This window comes from Flavobacterium granuli (assembly GCF_031456055.1).
In the GTDB taxonomy this organism is placed as follows: domain Bacteria; phylum Bacteroidota; class Bacteroidia; order Flavobacteriales; family Flavobacteriaceae; genus Flavobacterium; species Flavobacterium granuli_A.
On the sequence record NZ_JAVDTX010000003.1, the window covers coordinates 324,481 to 340,620 of the forward strand.

General features: G+C 31.7%; 15 protein-coding genes. 6 read left to right on the top strand and 9 right to left on the bottom strand.

What is annotated here, in order from left to right; translation table 11 throughout:
• Positions 1–26: 26 nt before the first annotated feature.
• On the bottom strand, positions 27–632 hold the full coding sequence (locus J2W95_RS08440; protein ID WP_310005889.1) for a DUF4254 domain-containing protein: 606 nt from the start codon (positions 630–632) through the stop codon (positions 27–29).
• A gap of 90 nt (positions 633–722) precedes the next feature.
• Between J2W95_RS08440 and upp the strand changes: the two genes are divergently transcribed.
• Entirely contained in the window at positions 723–1,376 is a 654-nt protein-coding gene (gene upp / locus J2W95_RS08445) for a uracil phosphoribosyltransferase (protein WP_310005891.1), read from the top strand.
• On the opposite strand, the gene J2W95_RS08450 is transcribed toward upp, so the two are convergent.
• A complete protein-coding gene (locus J2W95_RS08450; protein ID WP_310005893.1) occupies positions 1,371–2,300 on the bottom strand; it encodes a DUF6427 family protein in 930 nt (309 codons plus the stop codon). The two genes, upp and J2W95_RS08450, sit on opposite strands and share 6 nt — an antisense overlap.
• A gap of 144 nt (positions 2,301–2,444) precedes the next feature.
• Here J2W95_RS08450 and J2W95_RS08455 point away from each other — a divergent pair, with 144 nt between their 5' ends.
• The gene (locus J2W95_RS08455) at positions 2,445–2,681 is read left to right on the top strand and encodes a DUF6341 family protein (protein WP_310005895.1); all 237 of its coding nucleotides are present in this window, start codon (positions 2,445–2,447) and stop codon (positions 2,679–2,681) included.
• Between the two features lie 70 nt (positions 2,682–2,751).
• Here the strand turns inward: J2W95_RS08455 and purD are convergent, their stop codons facing one another.
• Positions 2,752–4,026 carry a phosphoribosylamine--glycine ligase gene (gene purD / locus J2W95_RS08460; RefSeq protein ID WP_310005896.1) on the bottom strand — a complete coding sequence of 425 codons (1,275 nt, stop codon included), beginning with the start codon at positions 4,024–4,026 and terminating at the stop codon, positions 2,752–2,754.
• A gap of 150 nt (positions 4,027–4,176) precedes the next feature.
• Between purD and J2W95_RS08465 the strand changes: the two genes are divergently transcribed.
• The 3 genes from J2W95_RS08465 to J2W95_RS08475 all read left to right on the top strand — a co-directional run bounded on the left by J2W95_RS08465 (position 4,177) and on the right by J2W95_RS08475 (position 7,818).
• Positions 4,177–5,487: a phenylacetate--CoA ligase family protein gene (locus J2W95_RS08465; RefSeq protein ID WP_310005898.1), complete on the top strand. Its 1,311-nt coding sequence runs from the start codon at positions 4,177–4,179 to the stop codon at positions 5,485–5,487.
• Positions 5,488–5,548: 61 nt separating this feature from the next.
• Positions 5,549–6,634, top strand: a complete 1,086-nt coding sequence (gene wecB, locus J2W95_RS08470; protein ID WP_310005899.1) for a non-hydrolyzing UDP-N-acetylglucosamine 2-epimerase — start codon at positions 5,549–5,551, stop codon at positions 6,632–6,634.
• A complete protein-coding gene (locus J2W95_RS08475; protein ID WP_310005901.1) occupies positions 6,634–7,818 on the top strand; it encodes a glycosyltransferase family 4 protein in 1,185 nt (394 codons plus the stop codon). Before wecB ends, J2W95_RS08475 begins: the two co-directional genes overlap by 1 nt.
• Here J2W95_RS08475 and J2W95_RS08480 read toward each other — a convergent pair.
• Positions 7,815–9,167: an exopolysaccharide biosynthesis polyprenyl glycosylphosphotransferase gene (locus tag J2W95_RS08480; RefSeq protein WP_310005903.1), complete on the bottom strand. Its 1,353-nt coding sequence runs from the start codon at positions 9,165–9,167 to the stop codon at positions 7,815–7,817. The genes J2W95_RS08475 and J2W95_RS08480 overlap by 4 nt on opposite strands.
• 3 nt (positions 9,168–9,170) lie before the next feature.
• Positions 9,171–10,154, bottom strand: coding sequence for a UDP-glucuronic acid decarboxylase family protein (locus J2W95_RS08485; protein ID WP_310005905.1), 984 nt, complete (start codon positions 10,152–10,154; stop codon positions 9,171–9,173).
• 198 nt (positions 10,155–10,352) lie between these two features.
• Here J2W95_RS08485 and J2W95_RS08490 point away from each other — a divergent pair, with 198 nt between their 5' ends.
• The gene (locus J2W95_RS08490) at positions 10,353–11,426 is read left to right on the top strand and encodes a glycosyltransferase (RefSeq protein WP_310005906.1); all 1,074 of its coding nucleotides are present in this window, start codon (positions 10,353–10,355) and stop codon (positions 11,424–11,426) included.
• Here the strand turns inward: J2W95_RS08490 and J2W95_RS08495 are convergent.
• The 4 genes from J2W95_RS08495 to J2W95_RS08510 all read right to left on the bottom strand — a co-directional run bounded on the left by J2W95_RS08495 (position 11,397) and on the right by J2W95_RS08510 (position 16,129).
• Entirely contained in the window at positions 11,397–12,701 is a 1,305-nt protein-coding gene (locus J2W95_RS08495) for an O-antigen ligase family protein (protein ID WP_310005909.1), read from the bottom strand. The two genes, J2W95_RS08490 and J2W95_RS08495, sit on opposite strands and share 30 nt — an antisense overlap.
• Complete coding sequence (locus tag J2W95_RS08500; RefSeq protein WP_310005911.1) at positions 12,673–13,737, bottom strand: hypothetical protein; 1,065 nt, start codon at positions 13,735–13,737, stop codon at positions 12,673–12,675. Before J2W95_RS08500 ends, J2W95_RS08495 begins: the two co-directional genes overlap by 29 nt.
• Before the next feature lie 81 nt (positions 13,738–13,818).
• The gene (locus tag J2W95_RS08505) at positions 13,819–15,129 is read right to left on the bottom strand and encodes an MATE family efflux transporter (RefSeq protein WP_310005913.1); all 1,311 of its coding nucleotides are present in this window, start codon (positions 15,127–15,129) and stop codon (positions 13,819–13,821) included.
• 16 nt (positions 15,130–15,145) lie between these two features.
• Positions 15,146–16,129, bottom strand: a complete 984-nt coding sequence (locus J2W95_RS08510; RefSeq protein WP_310005916.1) for a hypothetical protein — start codon at positions 16,127–16,129, stop codon at positions 15,146–15,148.
• Between the last annotated feature and the right edge of the window lie 11 nt (positions 16,130–16,140).

A 16,140-nucleotide genomic window follows, 5' to 3' on the forward strand; every position in this document is an offset into this window, starting at 1 on the left:
TTGGAGACAAATTTGTTGCCAAAAAATTACTTTTTATTTTGATACAAAACTGGATTCAAATCATCGTCGTTGTACATTTTCATTTGTTTGTACACTTTCATGAATTTGTCACCATTTTCGATGTCATTCAATAAATCATCAATTGCCATTGATAAATCAGATCTTTGTTCCAAAAGAATATTCAATTTCGCTTGACATTTATCTCTGTGGTCTTGTGAAGCTTCAGTACGAGTGGCTTCTTCGTTCATATGGTAAATTTTCAAGGCTAAAATAGACAATCTGTCAAAAGCCCAAGCTGGACTTTCGGAGTTGATTTTAGCATCGTCCTTAACCACAACATGACTGTATTTTTGAAGAAAATAACTGTCAATATATTCAACCATATCCGTACGTTCCTGATTTGAAGCATCAATTCTTCTTTTCAAAGTCAAAGCCGCAACCGGGTCAATATTCGGATCACGAATAATATCTTCAAAATGCCATTGTACGGTGTCAATCCAGTTTTTTAGGTACAACAAATGCTCGAATTTATCTTTTGGAAAAGGATTATTTATAGGTTGGTCAACATTATCAAATTGATGATAATCTTTTATACTTTGCTCAAATACTGAATAAGCTAATTTTGAAAACATATCTTTATGATTTTAGAAATACAAAGATACTTTTTATACTTTTGATAGTGTAAAAAAAACTCCACAAATTAAATTTCTAATAACAACTCCATGGGAATTCATTATTTATCAGAAAAAAACAGTGTGTTGAATCACTTTTTAAGCCAAATTCGGAATGTCAATGTTCAAAAGGACAGTATGCGATTTCGCAGAAACATTGAACGTATTGGAGAAATTATGGCTTATGAAATGAGTCAGTCTTTTCATTACAGAGATATTGAAACAACTACTCCTCTTGGTGTTAAAAAAACAACTGAAATTGCAGATAAGCTAGTTTTATGTTCCATTTTGAGAGCGGGATTGACCTTGCATCAAGGCTTTTTGAACTATTTTGACAATGCAGAAAACGGTTTTATTTCGGCCTACAGACACCACCCAAATAATGATGATTTCTTTGATATTCGTGTTGATTATGAAGCTATTGCTAACATTAATAATAAAACCCTATTGCTTATAGATCCTATGTTAGCCACAGGACAATCAGCGGTTGCTGTTTTTAATAAACTGATGGAAAGAGGTACTCCAAAAGAAATTCACATAGCCGTGATTATTGCGGCTCCAGAAGGTATATCCTTTCTAAAACAAAATTTACCCAACACTTGCCATCTTTGGGTTGCTTCCCTAGACGAAAAACTGAATGACAAAAGCTATATTATTCCAGGACTAGGAGACGCTGGAGATTTGGCTTATGGAGATAAATTATAACTGAGAAAAGAAAGTAAAAAAACTACAGGTTAAAAGCACAAACATAACAATTTCCTCTTTTAAACTTGGTTGAGAAATCTCGATATGGGAAGTGGCCATTATAGTTAATGGAGCAAAGGTAAAGATTAATAATTCATTACTTTTATTAGCAGATAAAACAAAAACTAAAATCCCAATAAAAAAAGAAGCAATTACTTTTTTATACGAAGAAAGCAATACCAAAGGTCGGCTAGACAATGTCATAAACATTGAAATTACAAAAAACAACGCAACAGTAACATAAATAGAAAACGCTGCATTTTGGTAATTATTAGTAAAATAGTCAACACTAAAACTGATTTTGCTTTTCTCCTTCAAGAAATCCAAACTGTGAATATCAAAAATCAATGAGCTTAAAACAAACAATATTGAAACTCCAAAAAGAGCAATAAAAGGAATAACCCAGTTTCTATAATCTCTGGAAACATGAAAAATAACAGATATAAAAACCAGCAAAATATATAATATACTCCAAAATTCGAATAAAGCCGCTATAAAAATCCATAATGAGGCATCAAAAAGTTTCTCCTTTGTTTCTTTTAAAGTTTGCAAAGAAACAAGTCGTCTAATCGCCAATAGAATAAAAAAATTGGAAAGAATAAGATTGGTGTTATTTAATAAATTTGGGAAAAAAAGCAAAAATAAAAAATAAAAAAAAGCGGTGTAAGTACTGTCTCTACTCAATCCATTGCGTTTTGAGATAAAACTGGAAAGAAAAATAGTGGCAAGTAAAACCAGCAATAATCCTATGCTTTTTAAAATAGAAATAACTGAATTTGCCCAAGTGACGTCTTGAATTTGATATAGAAAAAAGAAAACCAGCATTAAAATAATCACCAAAGAAAAATTTAATGGTGTAGATTTTTTAAAAACACTTGTTATCATAAGGATATTTTATACTTTTGTGACTGTAAATATAATACTTGTTTAAAAAGGAATGGGACAAGATTAAAAAAAATTCAATAGAAATTTATTTTTTTGATTTTCTAAATTCCAAAACATAAAATAATAAAATAAAAGAGATACATTATGACATCATTTTTTGAAGGAATACAATACTTATTTGTAAACATTTTATTCGCTCCTTTAGACTTTATACGTTCATTAGAGCTTAAATCATGGTTTGGTGCCAATACTATCAACTGGATCTTTATGATAATTTGTGCAGTTGCTATCGTTTATTGGATTAAACAATTAAAATTACAAAAAGAAAACGGAGAAGAGTATCAAGATACAACAGCTCATTCTTTTTTGGGCGACGAATAATCACCAATCCAAATAAAAATTAAAACACGAATTGAACAAAATAATTAAGTTCAATTCGTGTTTTTTTGTTTTAGATTAAATCGAATCCAATATCTTTTCTAAAATTCATTCTGTCAAAATGTATCTGATCTACATTCTTGTATGATTTATTTAACGCTTCTTGAAAATTATCTCCATAAGAAGTAATTGCCATAACTCTTCCTCCATTAGACACTACATTACCATTGTCCAATTTGGTTCCAGCATGAAAAACAATAGAATCAGTAACAGTTTCCAATCCTGTAATAACTTTCCCTTTCTCAAAATCTTCAGGATATCCTCCAGATACAATCATAACAGTAGTGGCGCTTCTTTCGTCTATTTCTAAATTGAATTCGTCTAGTTTTTCATTGGCTACAGCCAAAAACAATTCCACTAAGTCCGATTTTAATCTAGGAACAACTACTTCGGTTTCAGGATCGCCCATTCTTACATTGTATTCAATAACAATCGGTTCATTATTAACATTAATCAATCCTATAAATACAAATCCTTTATATGCTATTCCGTCTTTTTGAAAACCTTCAATAGTAGGTTTTACAATACGTGTTTCGATTTTTTCCATCAAAACAGCATCCACATAAGGGACTGGAGAAACTGCTCCCATTCCGCCTGTATTCAAACCTGTATCTCCTTCTCCTATTCGCTTGTAATCTTTAGCTGTTGGCAAAATCTTATAGCTTTTCCCATCAGTCAATACAAAACAGCTCAATTCTATTCCGTCCAAAAATTCTTCGATAACCACTTTGGAACTTGCTGCCCCAAATTTTTGGTTTACCAACATATTTCTTAATTCAGATTTAGCTTCCTCTAAATCCTGAATGATTAAAACACCTTTTCCAGCTGCCAAACCATCTGCTTTCAATACATACGGAGGTTGCAATGTTTCCAAAAATTCACATCCTTTTTCAACCGTTTCGGCAGTAAAACTATCATAAGCAGCTGTTGGAATTTTATGTTTCATTAAAAATTCTTTAGCAAACTCTTTACTTCCTTCTAATGTTGCTCCAATTTTTGAGGGCCCAATTACTGGAATGTTCTTTAACTCTTGATCATTTAAGAAAAAATCATAAATCCCTTTTACCAAAGGATCTTCAGGTCCTACAACAACCATTTCTATCTTTTCTTTTACTACCAATGCTTTTATGGCTTCAAAATCGGTAGCACTGATCTCAACGTTTTTTGCGATTTGAGCAGTTCCAGCATTTCCTGGAGCTACAAAAAGGGTGTCACAAAGTGGACTTTGAATCATTTTCCATGCAAAAGCATGTTCTCTTCCTCCTGATCCTAATAGTAAAATATTCATGGTGCGGTTTTTTAGTTGCAAAGCTGTCTTTTGACAGATGGTGCAAAAATAATTGCTTTTGAACTTAAAAAATAATTATATGCTAAAAAGTTGTAACTAATCCGTCAATAGTTGTGGTTAAATATTATTTTTGACAAAATTTACTCCTCAATGCTTAAAATATTCGACTTAACACTTAAAATAAATGGTTTTCCTATGCAGAAAGCCAAGTCTGAATTACAAAAAATCATTGCAATTCCGGAGGATGAATATGGCCATTTTATTGAACAAAAAAAAATGGAAATTGTAAACTTTCATTTAAGTAATAATCCTTTTTACAGAGAATTGGTAGGAACTGAGTCTTTAAAAAAATGGTCCGATTTGCCAATTTTGACTAAGAAAAATTTACAGAAACCTTTGAAAGAAAGGCTTTCTTTAGGTTATACAGAAAAATCGGTATATATCAATAAAACATCTGGTTCTAGTGGGAATCCATTAGTATTTGGCAAAGATAAATTTTGCCATGCTCTAATTTGGGCAAACATTACACGCCGATTTCAATGGCATGACATTGATTTCAATCATTCCTATCAAGCTCGTTTTTATGGGATGCCTTTGGATTTTATTTCAAATAAAAAAATACGGATTAAAGATTACTTAAGTCATCGTTATCGTTTCAATATATTTGATTTGTCAGACAATGGATTAGAAAAAATAGTTAAGAAATTTTCAAGTACTAAGTTTGATTATATCAACGGATATACTACTTCAATTGTGCTATTGGCAAAATATTTGAAAAGAAATGATTTATATTTAGATACCATTTGCCCCACATTAAAAGTGTGCATTACTACTTCCGAAATGCTTTTTGACGAAGATAAAAAACTACTAAATGAACGTTTTAGAATCCCAATTATAAATGAATATGGAGCAGCAGAGCTAGATGTTATAGCACTTGAAAACGCCAAAGGAGAATGGAAAGTGAACGCAGAAACAATTTTTGTTGAAATTCTGGATGAAAATAATCAGATTGTCCCTTACGGTACAGTGGGGAAAATTGTGGTCACATCACTTTATAACAAAGCCCACCCAATGATTCGATACGAGGTGGGTGATATTGGTATGCTGGATGAAAAAAGCACTCTAAAAAACCCTATTCTAAAAAAATTGATAGGACGTACAAATGACAATGCAATATTGCCAAGCGGTAAAATAGCTCCCGGAATGACTTTTTATTCTATAACAAAAAAAATATTTGGAGATCAGGGAAATGTAAAAGAATTTATCATTAAACAAACAAAATTAGATACTTTTGAAATAGAATATACAAGTGACTTTGAACTAAATGAGAAAGAAATTAACAATATTAAAACTGTACTTTCTAATTATTTAGAGCCCCATTTAAACTATCTTTTTATTAGAAAAAAAGTCTTAGAAAGGGGAAAAAACGGAAAATTGAAGCAGTTTACTTCATTTTTATAAAGTCACAAATTGGGACATCTAGTTGCGGAAAAACAAGAAAATTGGATAAAAATAACATCAAATGAAAATCACCATAATAGCTGGAGCAAGACCTAATTTCATCAAAATAGCACCCATCATCAAAGCGATTGAAAAAAAGCAAAATGAAGAATCTAATGTTTCTTATCGTTTGGTGCATACAGGTCAACATTATGATAAAAATCTCAGTGATACTTTTTTTGAAGAATTAAATATTCCAAAACCCAATAGTAATCTGGAGGTAAAAAGCGGTTCACAAGCGGAACAAACTGGTGCTATTATGGTAGCTTTTGAAAAAGAATTGTTGCAAAATCCCTGCGATTTGGTTTTAGTAGTTGGAGATGTCAATTCGACGATGGCTTGTGCTATTGTAGCCAAAAAACAAAACATAAAAGTAGCTCACGTCGAAGCGGGAATCCGCTCTGGCGATATGACAATGCCCGAAGAAATCAACCGAATCGTAACCGACAGCATTACCGATTATTTCTTTACCACCTCAACCTCGGCATCCGAGAATTTATTGAAATACGGTGTTGAGGCAACCAACATTCATTTTGTAGGTAATGTAATGATCGATACTTTATATCAAAATTTGAATAGAATTTTCGAGCCCCTTTTTTGGAATGAATATCAATTGAAAACTGGAAATTATATCATTCTGACCTTACATCGACCGTCAAATGTGGATGAAGAACAATCCTTAATTCAACTACTAGAGGGCATCGATACAATGGCTGACGGTAAAAAAGTAATTTTTCCCATTCATCCAAGGACAAAAGCAATTTTGGGTGAAACGAATTTGATGTTAAAAAACATTCTTTTTGTAGAACCGCAAGGTTATTTGAATTTTATGTACCTCATCAAAAACAGTTTTGCAGTTATTACTGATTCAGGCGGAATTTCAGAAGAAACTACAGTTATGGGAATTCCATGTTTTACGATGCGAAACAACACTGAAAGACCCGAAACGCAAACCATTGGAACCAATACTTTAGTAGGGACTTCAATAGAGAATTTGGAAAAACTATTTGCCGATTTCATTAAAAACGGAAAACGAAAAGCTGGAATTCCTGAACTTTGGGACGGAAAAGCCTCAGAACGAATTATTGATATTTTGCTTCAAAAATAATGGAAGAAATCCTCATCATATCAAATTATTATCCTCCTGAAAAAGGGGCTGCTGCCAATAGGATAGAACAATTGGCTCTAAAATTAAATCAAAATAATTATAAAGTTACCGTGCTTTGTCCTCTGGGAAATTACCCTAAAGGAGAATTATTTCCCGAATACAAAGGCAAATTTTCTGTAACTGAAAATCTTCAGAATATTACCGTAAAACGACTATGGATATACCCTAGTATCAGCAAAAATATTTTTAAAAGAACGCTTTCTGTTTTATCCTTTTCTTCAGTATTGCTTTTCTATTTATTGTTCAAAAAAACACCCCATAAAGTTGTTGTACAATCGCCACCGCTTTTATTGTCTTTTGTTTCGGTTTTGGCACTTTCGCTAAAGCGAAAAAAAATCATATTGAATGTTTCCGATTTATGGCCTCTAGCTGCTATTGAATTAAATGCGTTGAAAAAAGGAAGTTTTTCACATAAAATATCTTTGTTTTTTGAACGGTTTATCTATACTAAAGCTTCTTTAATCTTCGGTCAATCAGACGAAATCATTACACATATTCATTCTCTATTTCCTGAGAAAAAATGTCATTTGTACCGCAATTTTCCCGATCATCAAACCGAAGAGATGAAGTTTGAAACCAAAGAAAATGAGCCTATAAAATTATTTTATGCAGGATTGTTGGGGATTGCACAAGGTGTTTTTGAATTGTGCCAAAATATTGAACTGCAAGACGTAAACATTGAATTGCACATTTTTGGTGATGGTGCAGAAAAAACACAAATCGAAAATTTAATCAAACAAAATCCTGAGAAAAAAATCTTTTTTCACGGAATGCTGGATCGTAAAATTTTACACGAAAAATTAAAAACTTTTGATGTTGCCCTAGTTCCATTAAAAACAAGAATTTACGGCTCAGTTCCATCGAAAATATTCGAATATGGTGCTTTGGGATTCCCAGTTCTTTATTTCGGTGGTGGTGAAGGAGAAACCATCGTGAAAGAAAACAATTTAGGCTGGATTGCCCAAGTCGGAAATTTTAAAAGTTTAAATACCTCTTTAATGGAAATTTCAAAAACAGGAAAAGAACCTATACAAACTTTAAAAAGACAAGTTTTCGATTATTCTGAAAACAATTTTAATCTTGATTTTCAAATTAAAGATTTAATCAATAAAGATGCGTTTTAATACGCTTTCTTGTCTCCTTTTAAAGTGTTATAAATAGTGTTGAAAATGATTTTTAAATCCAACAAAAGAGACCATTTTTCTATATAAAAAATATCGTACCTCACTCTGTTTATAATGTCCTTATCGGTTTCAACTTCACCACGAAACCCTTTGGTTTGCGCCAAACCTGTTATACCAGGCTTTATAAAATGACGAACCATAAATTTATCAATCCGTTCTGCATACATATTGGTATGACTTACCATATGCGGCCTTGGTCCCACTACAGACATATCTCCTAATAAAACATTGAAAAACTGGGGCAATTCATCAATGCTTGTTTTTCGGATAAACTTACCAACTCTTGTGATTCTTGCATCATTTTTAGATACCTGTTCAATATCTGCCAACTCATTTACCTCCATAGATCGGAATTTAAAACAATTAAATTCCCTGTTATTCAAGCCATTCCTTTTTTGTACAAAAAATAATGATCCTTTGGAATCTATTCTGATAATGATTGCCAAAACAGGTATTAACCAAGATAATATTCCAACTATAATTAGTAATGAAAAAACAATATCAAAAGCACGTTTAATTATTTTATGCAAGGATTCATCAAGAGAAATAGTCCTTTGCGAAATTACTGGGATGTAATCATAATATTCAAAAACTGTATTTAAAGAAAGTAACTGTTTTGGATTTGGAATGAACTTAAGAGTTTTAAAATTATTGTCTGCAAAAAATATGAAATCTTCCACTTGCTTACTAGTCAAATCATTTAAAGAACAATAAATCTCATCTATTTTATTGTCTAAAATAAAAGAAAAACTTTCTTGAAGATGATCTAATTTTTGACTTTCAACATTGAATATTTTAATCAATTTATAACCGTAATCAAGATTTTCTTCGAAAAAATGTTGCAAGGGCTCAATACTTTTATCTTTCCCAATGAGCACTACTCTTCTAAAATTTCCACCAAATAGGATTCTATACTTTCTTAGAAAAAAATAAATAAATAATTTAAAACCAAGAATTAAAGCAACTGATATTGTAGTGAATATCAATATTGTAGACAAACTATATCTTTCGGGATAAAAATAAGCAAGGGCTAGACAACAAGTTGTAAAAGCAAGGGCTTGCTTCAAAGTACAGTTCAAAATAGCAATTACTTTCGTGTATCGATAGACTTCATAAAAACCTAAATTTCCGGCTATAATAAACCATGCACAACTGATGAACAAAGCATAAAAATCCTCAAAAACAGATACACCAGAAAAATACACGGCGAAAACATTGATAATAACCAAGTCTAATAAGCGTGAAAAAGGGCGAATATATCCCGAATATCTTCCGGTTTTAGTTTTCACAACCTAATTAATATACTTTGAAAAATCTTTGTGTTCCTCCTTTGATAATTCTTCTTCGGATAAAGACCTAAAATAATCATAGGTGATTTTCATCCCCTCTGCACGATTTACTTTTGCTTCCCAACCCAATAGATCTTTGGCTTTGGTTGTATCTGGCTGACGTTGTAAAGGATCGTTTATAGGTAATGGATGGTAAACTACTTTTTGATTAGTCCCCGTTAATTTTATAATCTCCTCAGCAAAATCTTTGATGGTGATCTCATCAGGATTACCAATATTCACTGGATACACATAATCGGAATGCAATAATCTGAAAATCCCTTCTACTTGATCATCCACATAACAAAAAGAACGAGTTTGCATTCCGTCACCAAATATGGTTAAATCTTCTCCACGAATGGCTTGTCCAATAAAAGCTGGGATAACACGACCATCATTGAGACGCATTCTTGGCCCATAAGTATTAAAAATTCGGACAATACGGGTTTCTACTCCATGAAAAGTATGATACGCCATCGTAATTGATTCCTGAAAACGTTTGGCTTCGTCATATACTCCTCTTGGTCCAATCGTATTTACGTTTCCGTAATATTCTTCAGTCTGTGGATGAACCAAAGGATCTCCATACACCTCAGATGTTGAAGCTATAAGGATTCTTGCTTTTTTTACTCTTGCCAGACCTAATAAATTATGTGTTCCCAACGAACCTACTTTTAAGGTTTGAATTGGAATTTTAAGATAATCGATAGGACTTGCTGGCGATGCAAAATGCAAAATATAGTCTAACTTTCCTGGAACATGTACAAACTTGGTGATATCATGATGATAAAATTCAAATTGCTCCAATTTGAACAAATGTTCTATGTTTTTTAAATCGCCAGTAATGAGATTATCCATTCCAATTACATGATAACCTTCTTTGATAAAACGATCACATAAATGAGATCCTAAAAATCCTGCTGCTCCGGTGATAAGTATTCTTTTCATAGTTGATATATACTACTGTAATTAACTTTTGTAATATGCACAAATGTACTAAAATATTTTGCCTTTTTATTTACTGATAAATGATTAACAGCTAAACATTTCACCATCAAATCGTGTATAAAAAACCCTAACTCTCGTCCAAAAAATGTTTATTTAATCAACTTTAAACTATTTTTGTTCCAATTAAAATCAACCAATTTGAAAGTTGTCCATATAATTGAAGCATTAGGAGGAGGTGTTTATACTTATTTCAAAGACTTGTCCTATTATTTTGGAGATGATGAAATAGCAAAAGACCTTTCAACTACCATTATTTATAGTGGAAATCGTAAAGAAATTGATCCTAAAAAAATTGAATCAGAATTTTCAAAAGGGGTATCGTTGATAGAAATAGATATGGTTCGCGAATTTTCACCAATTAAAGATTTTAAATCAATTCTTCATTTACGAAAAGAACTCAAAAAAATCAATCCAGATGTCATTCATCTCCATTCTTCAAAAGCTGGTGTTTTAGGAAGAATTGCTTGTTTTTTATTACTCAAAAGAAAAAAAATATTTTACACCCCGCATGGTTATTCTTTTCTTAGGACAGACATTTCAAATTTGACCAAAAAAATATATTGGTTCATTGAAAAAAGCTTTCAGCAATTATTCGGCGGCGTTACAATTGCATGTGGAGATACTGAATATGAAATCGCAAAAAAAATTGGAAAATCATTTTTGATACGAAACGGCATCAATATTGAAGAAGTTTGTCAACAATCCATAAAACACTCGAATCAAATCTTAACAATTGGTATTGTCGCTAGAATTACCAGTGCAAGAAACCCAAAACTATTCAATGCAATTGCTTTTCGTTTTCCTGACTTAAATTTTGTTTGGATTGGAGATGGAGAATTAAATTGTGAATTAACCGCTCCAAATATAAAGATTACTGGCTGGTTCATGGATAGAAATGATGCTCTGAAAGAACTCAATGCCATAGATGTTTACATCCAAACTTCTCTTTGGGAAGGATTACCCATAGCCGTTTTGGAAGCAATGGCAATGAAAAAACCCGTTCTGGCAACCAACATCATCGGCAATAAAGATGTTGTCATTCCAAACGAAACTGGTTTTCTTTTTAATGAAATTGAAGAACTAGATAGCTACTTGGAATTATTAAAAGACGACAAAATCCGGAATCAATTTGGCGATAATGCCTATAAAAGATGTCATGATTTATTTGATAAAAATAAAAATTTAAAAACTCTGGCTGCTCTTTATCAGTAATAACTTTTGTTGCAGCCAATAACTCCCGAAAATTGCCATCCACAATCCACTAAAGGCAATGCCATCAAAGCGCAACAAAAAATCATCAGTAAGATTGGAAGTAAAAAAAAGGAAGAAGAAAGAAAAAACTATTGCGCTTTTTAAACTTAATCCCAAATAACCAATTGTAAAAATATAAAGCACCACGACTAAAGTCCCCAATATTCCAAATTTTATTAAAAAATCAAGAAATTGATTATGAGTTTGAAACTTGTATTTTGCCAAAAATTGTTGATTTGTTTGTTTGAAATATTTGACCAATTCTGGCTTTCCATCTGATGCTCCTACTCCAAAAATGAGGTTTTTCTCTGCAAGTTCCCAACCTGATTTCCATATAGAAACACGCGTTACAAGAGAATTGAATACTTTGGCTTCTGGATGTTCAATTTCGTCCAACTTTCCTATTTTATCCATATGGGCAAAAGTCACCGAAGAATACTTCTCCTTCATATACGGATTACTTTGTACAAAAAAGAAAAGTACTCCTCCCAGTGTAATTGCTAAAACAGCCATAGTTCCCAACACTTTTTTTAAATTATATTTACGCATTACTTCTCCGAAAAAAACCAAAACAAAGCCAATCAATGCATTAAACAAAGCCATTCTAGTGTTTACAAAAAGGACAAAGAAAAAAGAGAGAATAAAGAGAATAATGTTACTCAATCTCAGAATCCATTTTTCATTTAGGCGAAAAGACTCAAAAACAAAATAAAGACTGCAAATCGACACAAAAGCCAAATGCATATTCAATGCTGGCGCATGAATACCAATACTGTTTGAAAACTCATATCCCATCTCCCATAAATCAATTCCGTTTATATATTTATGAATCAATTCGGGAAAGTAAATAATAAATCGGATGAAGAAAAAAAGCATGATAATAGTAGTTGTTACACTATAATATCGAAGAATTTTTAAAAATTGAATCCTTTGATAATTCCCTAAAATAAATAATGGAAAAACAAGCAGGGAACTGTATTTCTCTAATGATTTTAAACCTTTAGCGAAAGAATCATTGTTCCAAAACATTATAATTTCCAAGACCAAAGGAGATGCAATTAGCAATATTAATGCTAATGATTGCTTAGAATAATTCAGCTTTTTGATAAAAATCAAATTGAAGACAGCAAACAATATAATCAACAAAGTACATGGTTTTCTAAAGATCATTGCAATGGCAATTAATATCAGAAAACCATTGAATATTTTATTGAAGTTTTTTTCTGAAATGGTCATAATATAATGCATAATAAATTAGAGGAAAAACACCTATTTTATGTCGAACAGCTGATCCTAAATCTGGCTCGAAAACACCTTGAACAATAAAAAATGCAAACAAAATAAGTAAAATCCAAAGTTCATTTTTGTGTTTATCCCTCGCTTTAATGCATCTGGAAAATCGAACAAGAAGAATGTAAAACAAGAAAAGCTGCCAGATTACAAAAAGCAGTATTTGAGGAGAAAATATATATTTGAATCCGTTGACAGGAATGTTTACCGAGAAAAAACCATATACAATACCGACAGTTTCCCCATACCAGGTGTCCGGTTTTACTGGAGAAATAATACTAGAATTAGCATCCGCGGAACCTATTCTAGAACTATTGACGACTTCTCTGCTGACTTCCGAAAAAAATTGCCCTGAAACAACGCCATAGCATAACGACAAAAATATGGTGATTAATAATCCGTAAAAAATAACAGTTAATGTCTTGTTCTTAAAATTCACTAAACTTGCTCCATACATTCCAATTGCAATAATTGGAATCAGAAAAAAATAAGGCCTGTAAAAAACGCCAAAAATAGCAAGCAAAAACAAAGATGAGAAAAGAGCCATCCTAAATGAAATCCTTTTGCTCAGAAATAGAAAAACAACCTGAGAAACAAATAAATAAGTAATAAATTCCTTGGAAGGCATTGACATAAAAATAGCAATCATCAAGATTCCTAGATAAACAATCACATTTTTTATGTTTAGTTTCTCAAAGTCGGTTGGAATTCCAATTTTATACAACACATACATCAGAATAGGAAATTGTATCAATCCAACTATCGGAAAGGGCAAATACCGCAAACCTGTTATTTTATAAAATAAAATAGTAAGTGGATAACTTCCAAAAAATCCAATTTCATTGCCTTTGTCAAACGCAATAATGACAGCATCATAAAAAAAACGTTTGGGCAACACATAGAATGCCAAAACAGTAATCAATAAGTTGAGCATAAACAATCCAATAAAAGTCGCTGTACTTCTTTTGATTAAAATTTGCATAATTATACTGTTGTTTGATACAAATGTAGGCGTTTACCGATCATAATCTGAAAGTTGTTCTGTTTAACTGAATCAAATATTTTAATTCAAAAAAACGTTTACTTTGTCCTTTTTATAAATCACAATAGCCGAAATACTATTCCAAAAAAAGGTACTAACCACAAATGCAGTCGCTGCTCCTATCATCCCATATTCAGGTATTAGTAACCTATTCAGAATAAAATTAATAAACACAGCAATCATCAATATGATTTGAAAAATATGCTGTCTCCCAGTCATATTCAAATAAACTGTCGCAGTACCAAACGCCGAGCAGATGCCTTGTCCGACAATTAAGATAAGTAAAGCATCCCTTGCAACCACGTATTCTTTTCCAAAAAAAACTAAAATATACTCCGAAAAAGCACAAATAATGAGTACTGCCGGCAAAGTAATCAAAAATATTAAACGGGAGGAATGTCGGACCGTTTTGACCAAATCTTGTTCTCTTTTACTAAAAAAATATTCCGAAATTTTGGTCGAAACCGTAATGTTGATCGAGAGAATTATCACCGAAAGAACCGTCATTAACTTTATAGCCACCGAATAAAAAGCAACAGTTGAATCGTCCCTATATTTCTTTAAAAAAAGAATATCAAAACTCATCAATAAAAACATCGCCATTCCGCTAATTGCTATGGGATATGACTTCGTGAATATTTCTTTATAACTGAAATTCATAACCTCATTCTCAATTTTTGCTTTTCTGAAATAAAAGAAAACGATAATGGTTGTTATAATCGCAAGAAGAACAAAACCTGCCAAAAAAACCTCAACCAAATAGGTTTCCCAATCAAAATAAGAGAGCAGAATCGCCCCAACAATCAAAGGAATAAATTTAATAATGTTTCTAAAAAGTTCGGCAACATAAAAATGATCCAAAGCGCGAAAAACTTCTGTGTTCAAAGTTGCAATACCATAAAAAAATAACGCCATTATTGATTTCAAAAGAATACCATAAACTCTCGAATCGGAGAAATAATTATTTATAAATTCTTCGTCAATACTCCTAAATATCAAAAGAAATAAAACTGACATCATCAGCAACAATACTACCATTTTAGTATATACTTTTTTTATTCCTTCCAAAGTATTGGAACTACTAAGTCTGCCTTTAAAATACAAAATCGACTGGTCGCATCCCAACAGACAAATACTTCCAACTACAAGAAGAAAAGAACGTACAAAATCATATTGCCCGACAATTTTTGGAGGGTAGGTTTTGGTCAAAAATAAGGTAAAACCAAACAACGTTATTACTCCAAAAAACCTCAAAATCAAAGTGATTAAACTTTGTTGCACAAATGAATTTTGGTTGGCTCTCAGTACTTGATTCCGAAGTTTTTTTAACATATTTTGTCAGTCGTACTTATTTTAAATTTGCTTTCAGTGACTCTTTTTTATAAAAAGAAATAAAGAAACTAAAGAAAACAAAAAGACCAACAAAAACCAATGGCAGGATATAAATCAATTTCCCTTTTAAATCTTTGCTGTTTTTGGTATTCAAAACCATTCCTTTTTCTATAATGGTTTTGCTTGTATTGTATTGTTCTATTTTTAATTTACCGATTTCTTTGGATAACGAATCTTTGGTTTTAATAACCTCATCCAAATTCAAATTTTCATTATAATAAACCAATTTTTCATTGTTTGAAAGTTTCCCGTAAGTACCTGAAAATTGATTTAAAATGCCGTCAATCTGAAGAATTGTGGCTTCTTTTGTTTTTATATTATTCTGAATATTTTTGGAATTGATAGTATTGTAAACATCATAATATGAGCTCGCATTCAAGTATTTCAAAAGGGGTTCAACTGTATTTTGGGGAGAAACAACGCCAACCGTTTTCAGAATAATCGTATGAAGTCTAAAATTCTTATTGGTAGTTGTCTCTTTTATAATCGATTTAAGATCACCGTTTTGCGACAACAATTGCAACAATTCTAGGTTTTCACCATTCTTATTTATCAAATTATTTACATCGACAACAGGCTCTATGGTAATCGACACGATTTCTGAAGGCTTTTCAATTCCAATCGATTTTAAAAACAAAGTGTCATTTAAAACAATTTTTGAGGCTAAAAAATCAATTTTGGAATACAGATAATCCGTGGATTTAAAATTGGGAGCCACGATGATTTTTTGTTCAAAACGGGAAATTACTTTTGTCAAGAAATAACCAGCCCCAATCCCAACAATCATCAAAACAGAAACAACAATCACATTTTTTACAAAAAACCGAATCGTTCTGAACAACAAAGTATTAATCCATTCGAAGAAATCACCTATTCTGCTGAAAACAGTCAGTAAGTCAATTTCTGGATTCTCAGGATTCTTATCTTTTTTTTTACCCATGCTGTCGGTGT

What these genes read in the sequence shown, in the direction of transcription:
- J2W95_RS08440 (WP_310005889.1), bottom strand. Translation starts at nt 632, where the DNA reads ATGTTTTCAAAATTAGCTTATTCAGTATTTGAGCAAAGTATAAAAGAT.
- upp (WP_310005891.1), top strand. Translation starts at nt 723, where the DNA reads ATGGGAATTCATTATTTATCAGAAAAAAACAGTGTGTTGAATCACTTT.
- J2W95_RS08450 (WP_310005893.1), bottom strand. Translation starts at nt 2,300, where the DNA reads ATGATAACAAGTGTTTTTAAAAAATCTACACCATTAAATTTTTCTTTG.
- J2W95_RS08455 (WP_310005895.1), top strand. Translation starts at nt 2,445, where the DNA reads ATGACATCATTTTTTGAAGGAATACAATACTTATTTGTAAACATTTTA.
- purD (WP_310005896.1), bottom strand. Translation starts at nt 4,026, where the DNA reads ATGAATATTTTACTATTAGGATCAGGAGGAAGAGAACATGCTTTTGCA.
- J2W95_RS08465 (WP_310005898.1), top strand. Translation starts at nt 4,177, where the DNA reads ATGCTTAAAATATTCGACTTAACACTTAAAATAAATGGTTTTCCTATG.
- wecB (WP_310005899.1), top strand. Translation starts at nt 5,549, where the DNA reads ATGAAAATCACCATAATAGCTGGAGCAAGACCTAATTTCATCAAAATA.
- J2W95_RS08475 (WP_310005901.1), top strand. Translation starts at nt 6,634, where the DNA reads ATGGAAGAAATCCTCATCATATCAAATTATTATCCTCCTGAAAAAGGG.
- J2W95_RS08485 (WP_310005905.1), bottom strand. Translation starts at nt 10,154, where the DNA reads ATGAAAAGAATACTTATCACCGGAGCAGCAGGATTTTTAGGATCTCAT.
- J2W95_RS08495 (WP_310005909.1), bottom strand. Translation starts at nt 12,701, where the DNA reads ATGACCATTTCAGAAAAAAACTTCAATAAAATATTCAATGGTTTTCTG.
- J2W95_RS08500 (WP_310005911.1), bottom strand. Translation starts at nt 13,737, where the DNA reads ATGCAAATTTTAATCAAAAGAAGTACAGCGACTTTTATTGGATTGTTT.
- J2W95_RS08505 (WP_310005913.1), bottom strand. Translation starts at nt 15,129, where the DNA reads ATGTTAAAAAAACTTCGGAATCAAGTACTGAGAGCCAACCAAAATTCA.
- J2W95_RS08510 (WP_310005916.1), bottom strand. Translation starts at nt 16,129, where the DNA reads ATGGGTAAAAAAAAAGATAAGAATCCTGAGAATCCAGAAATTGACTTA.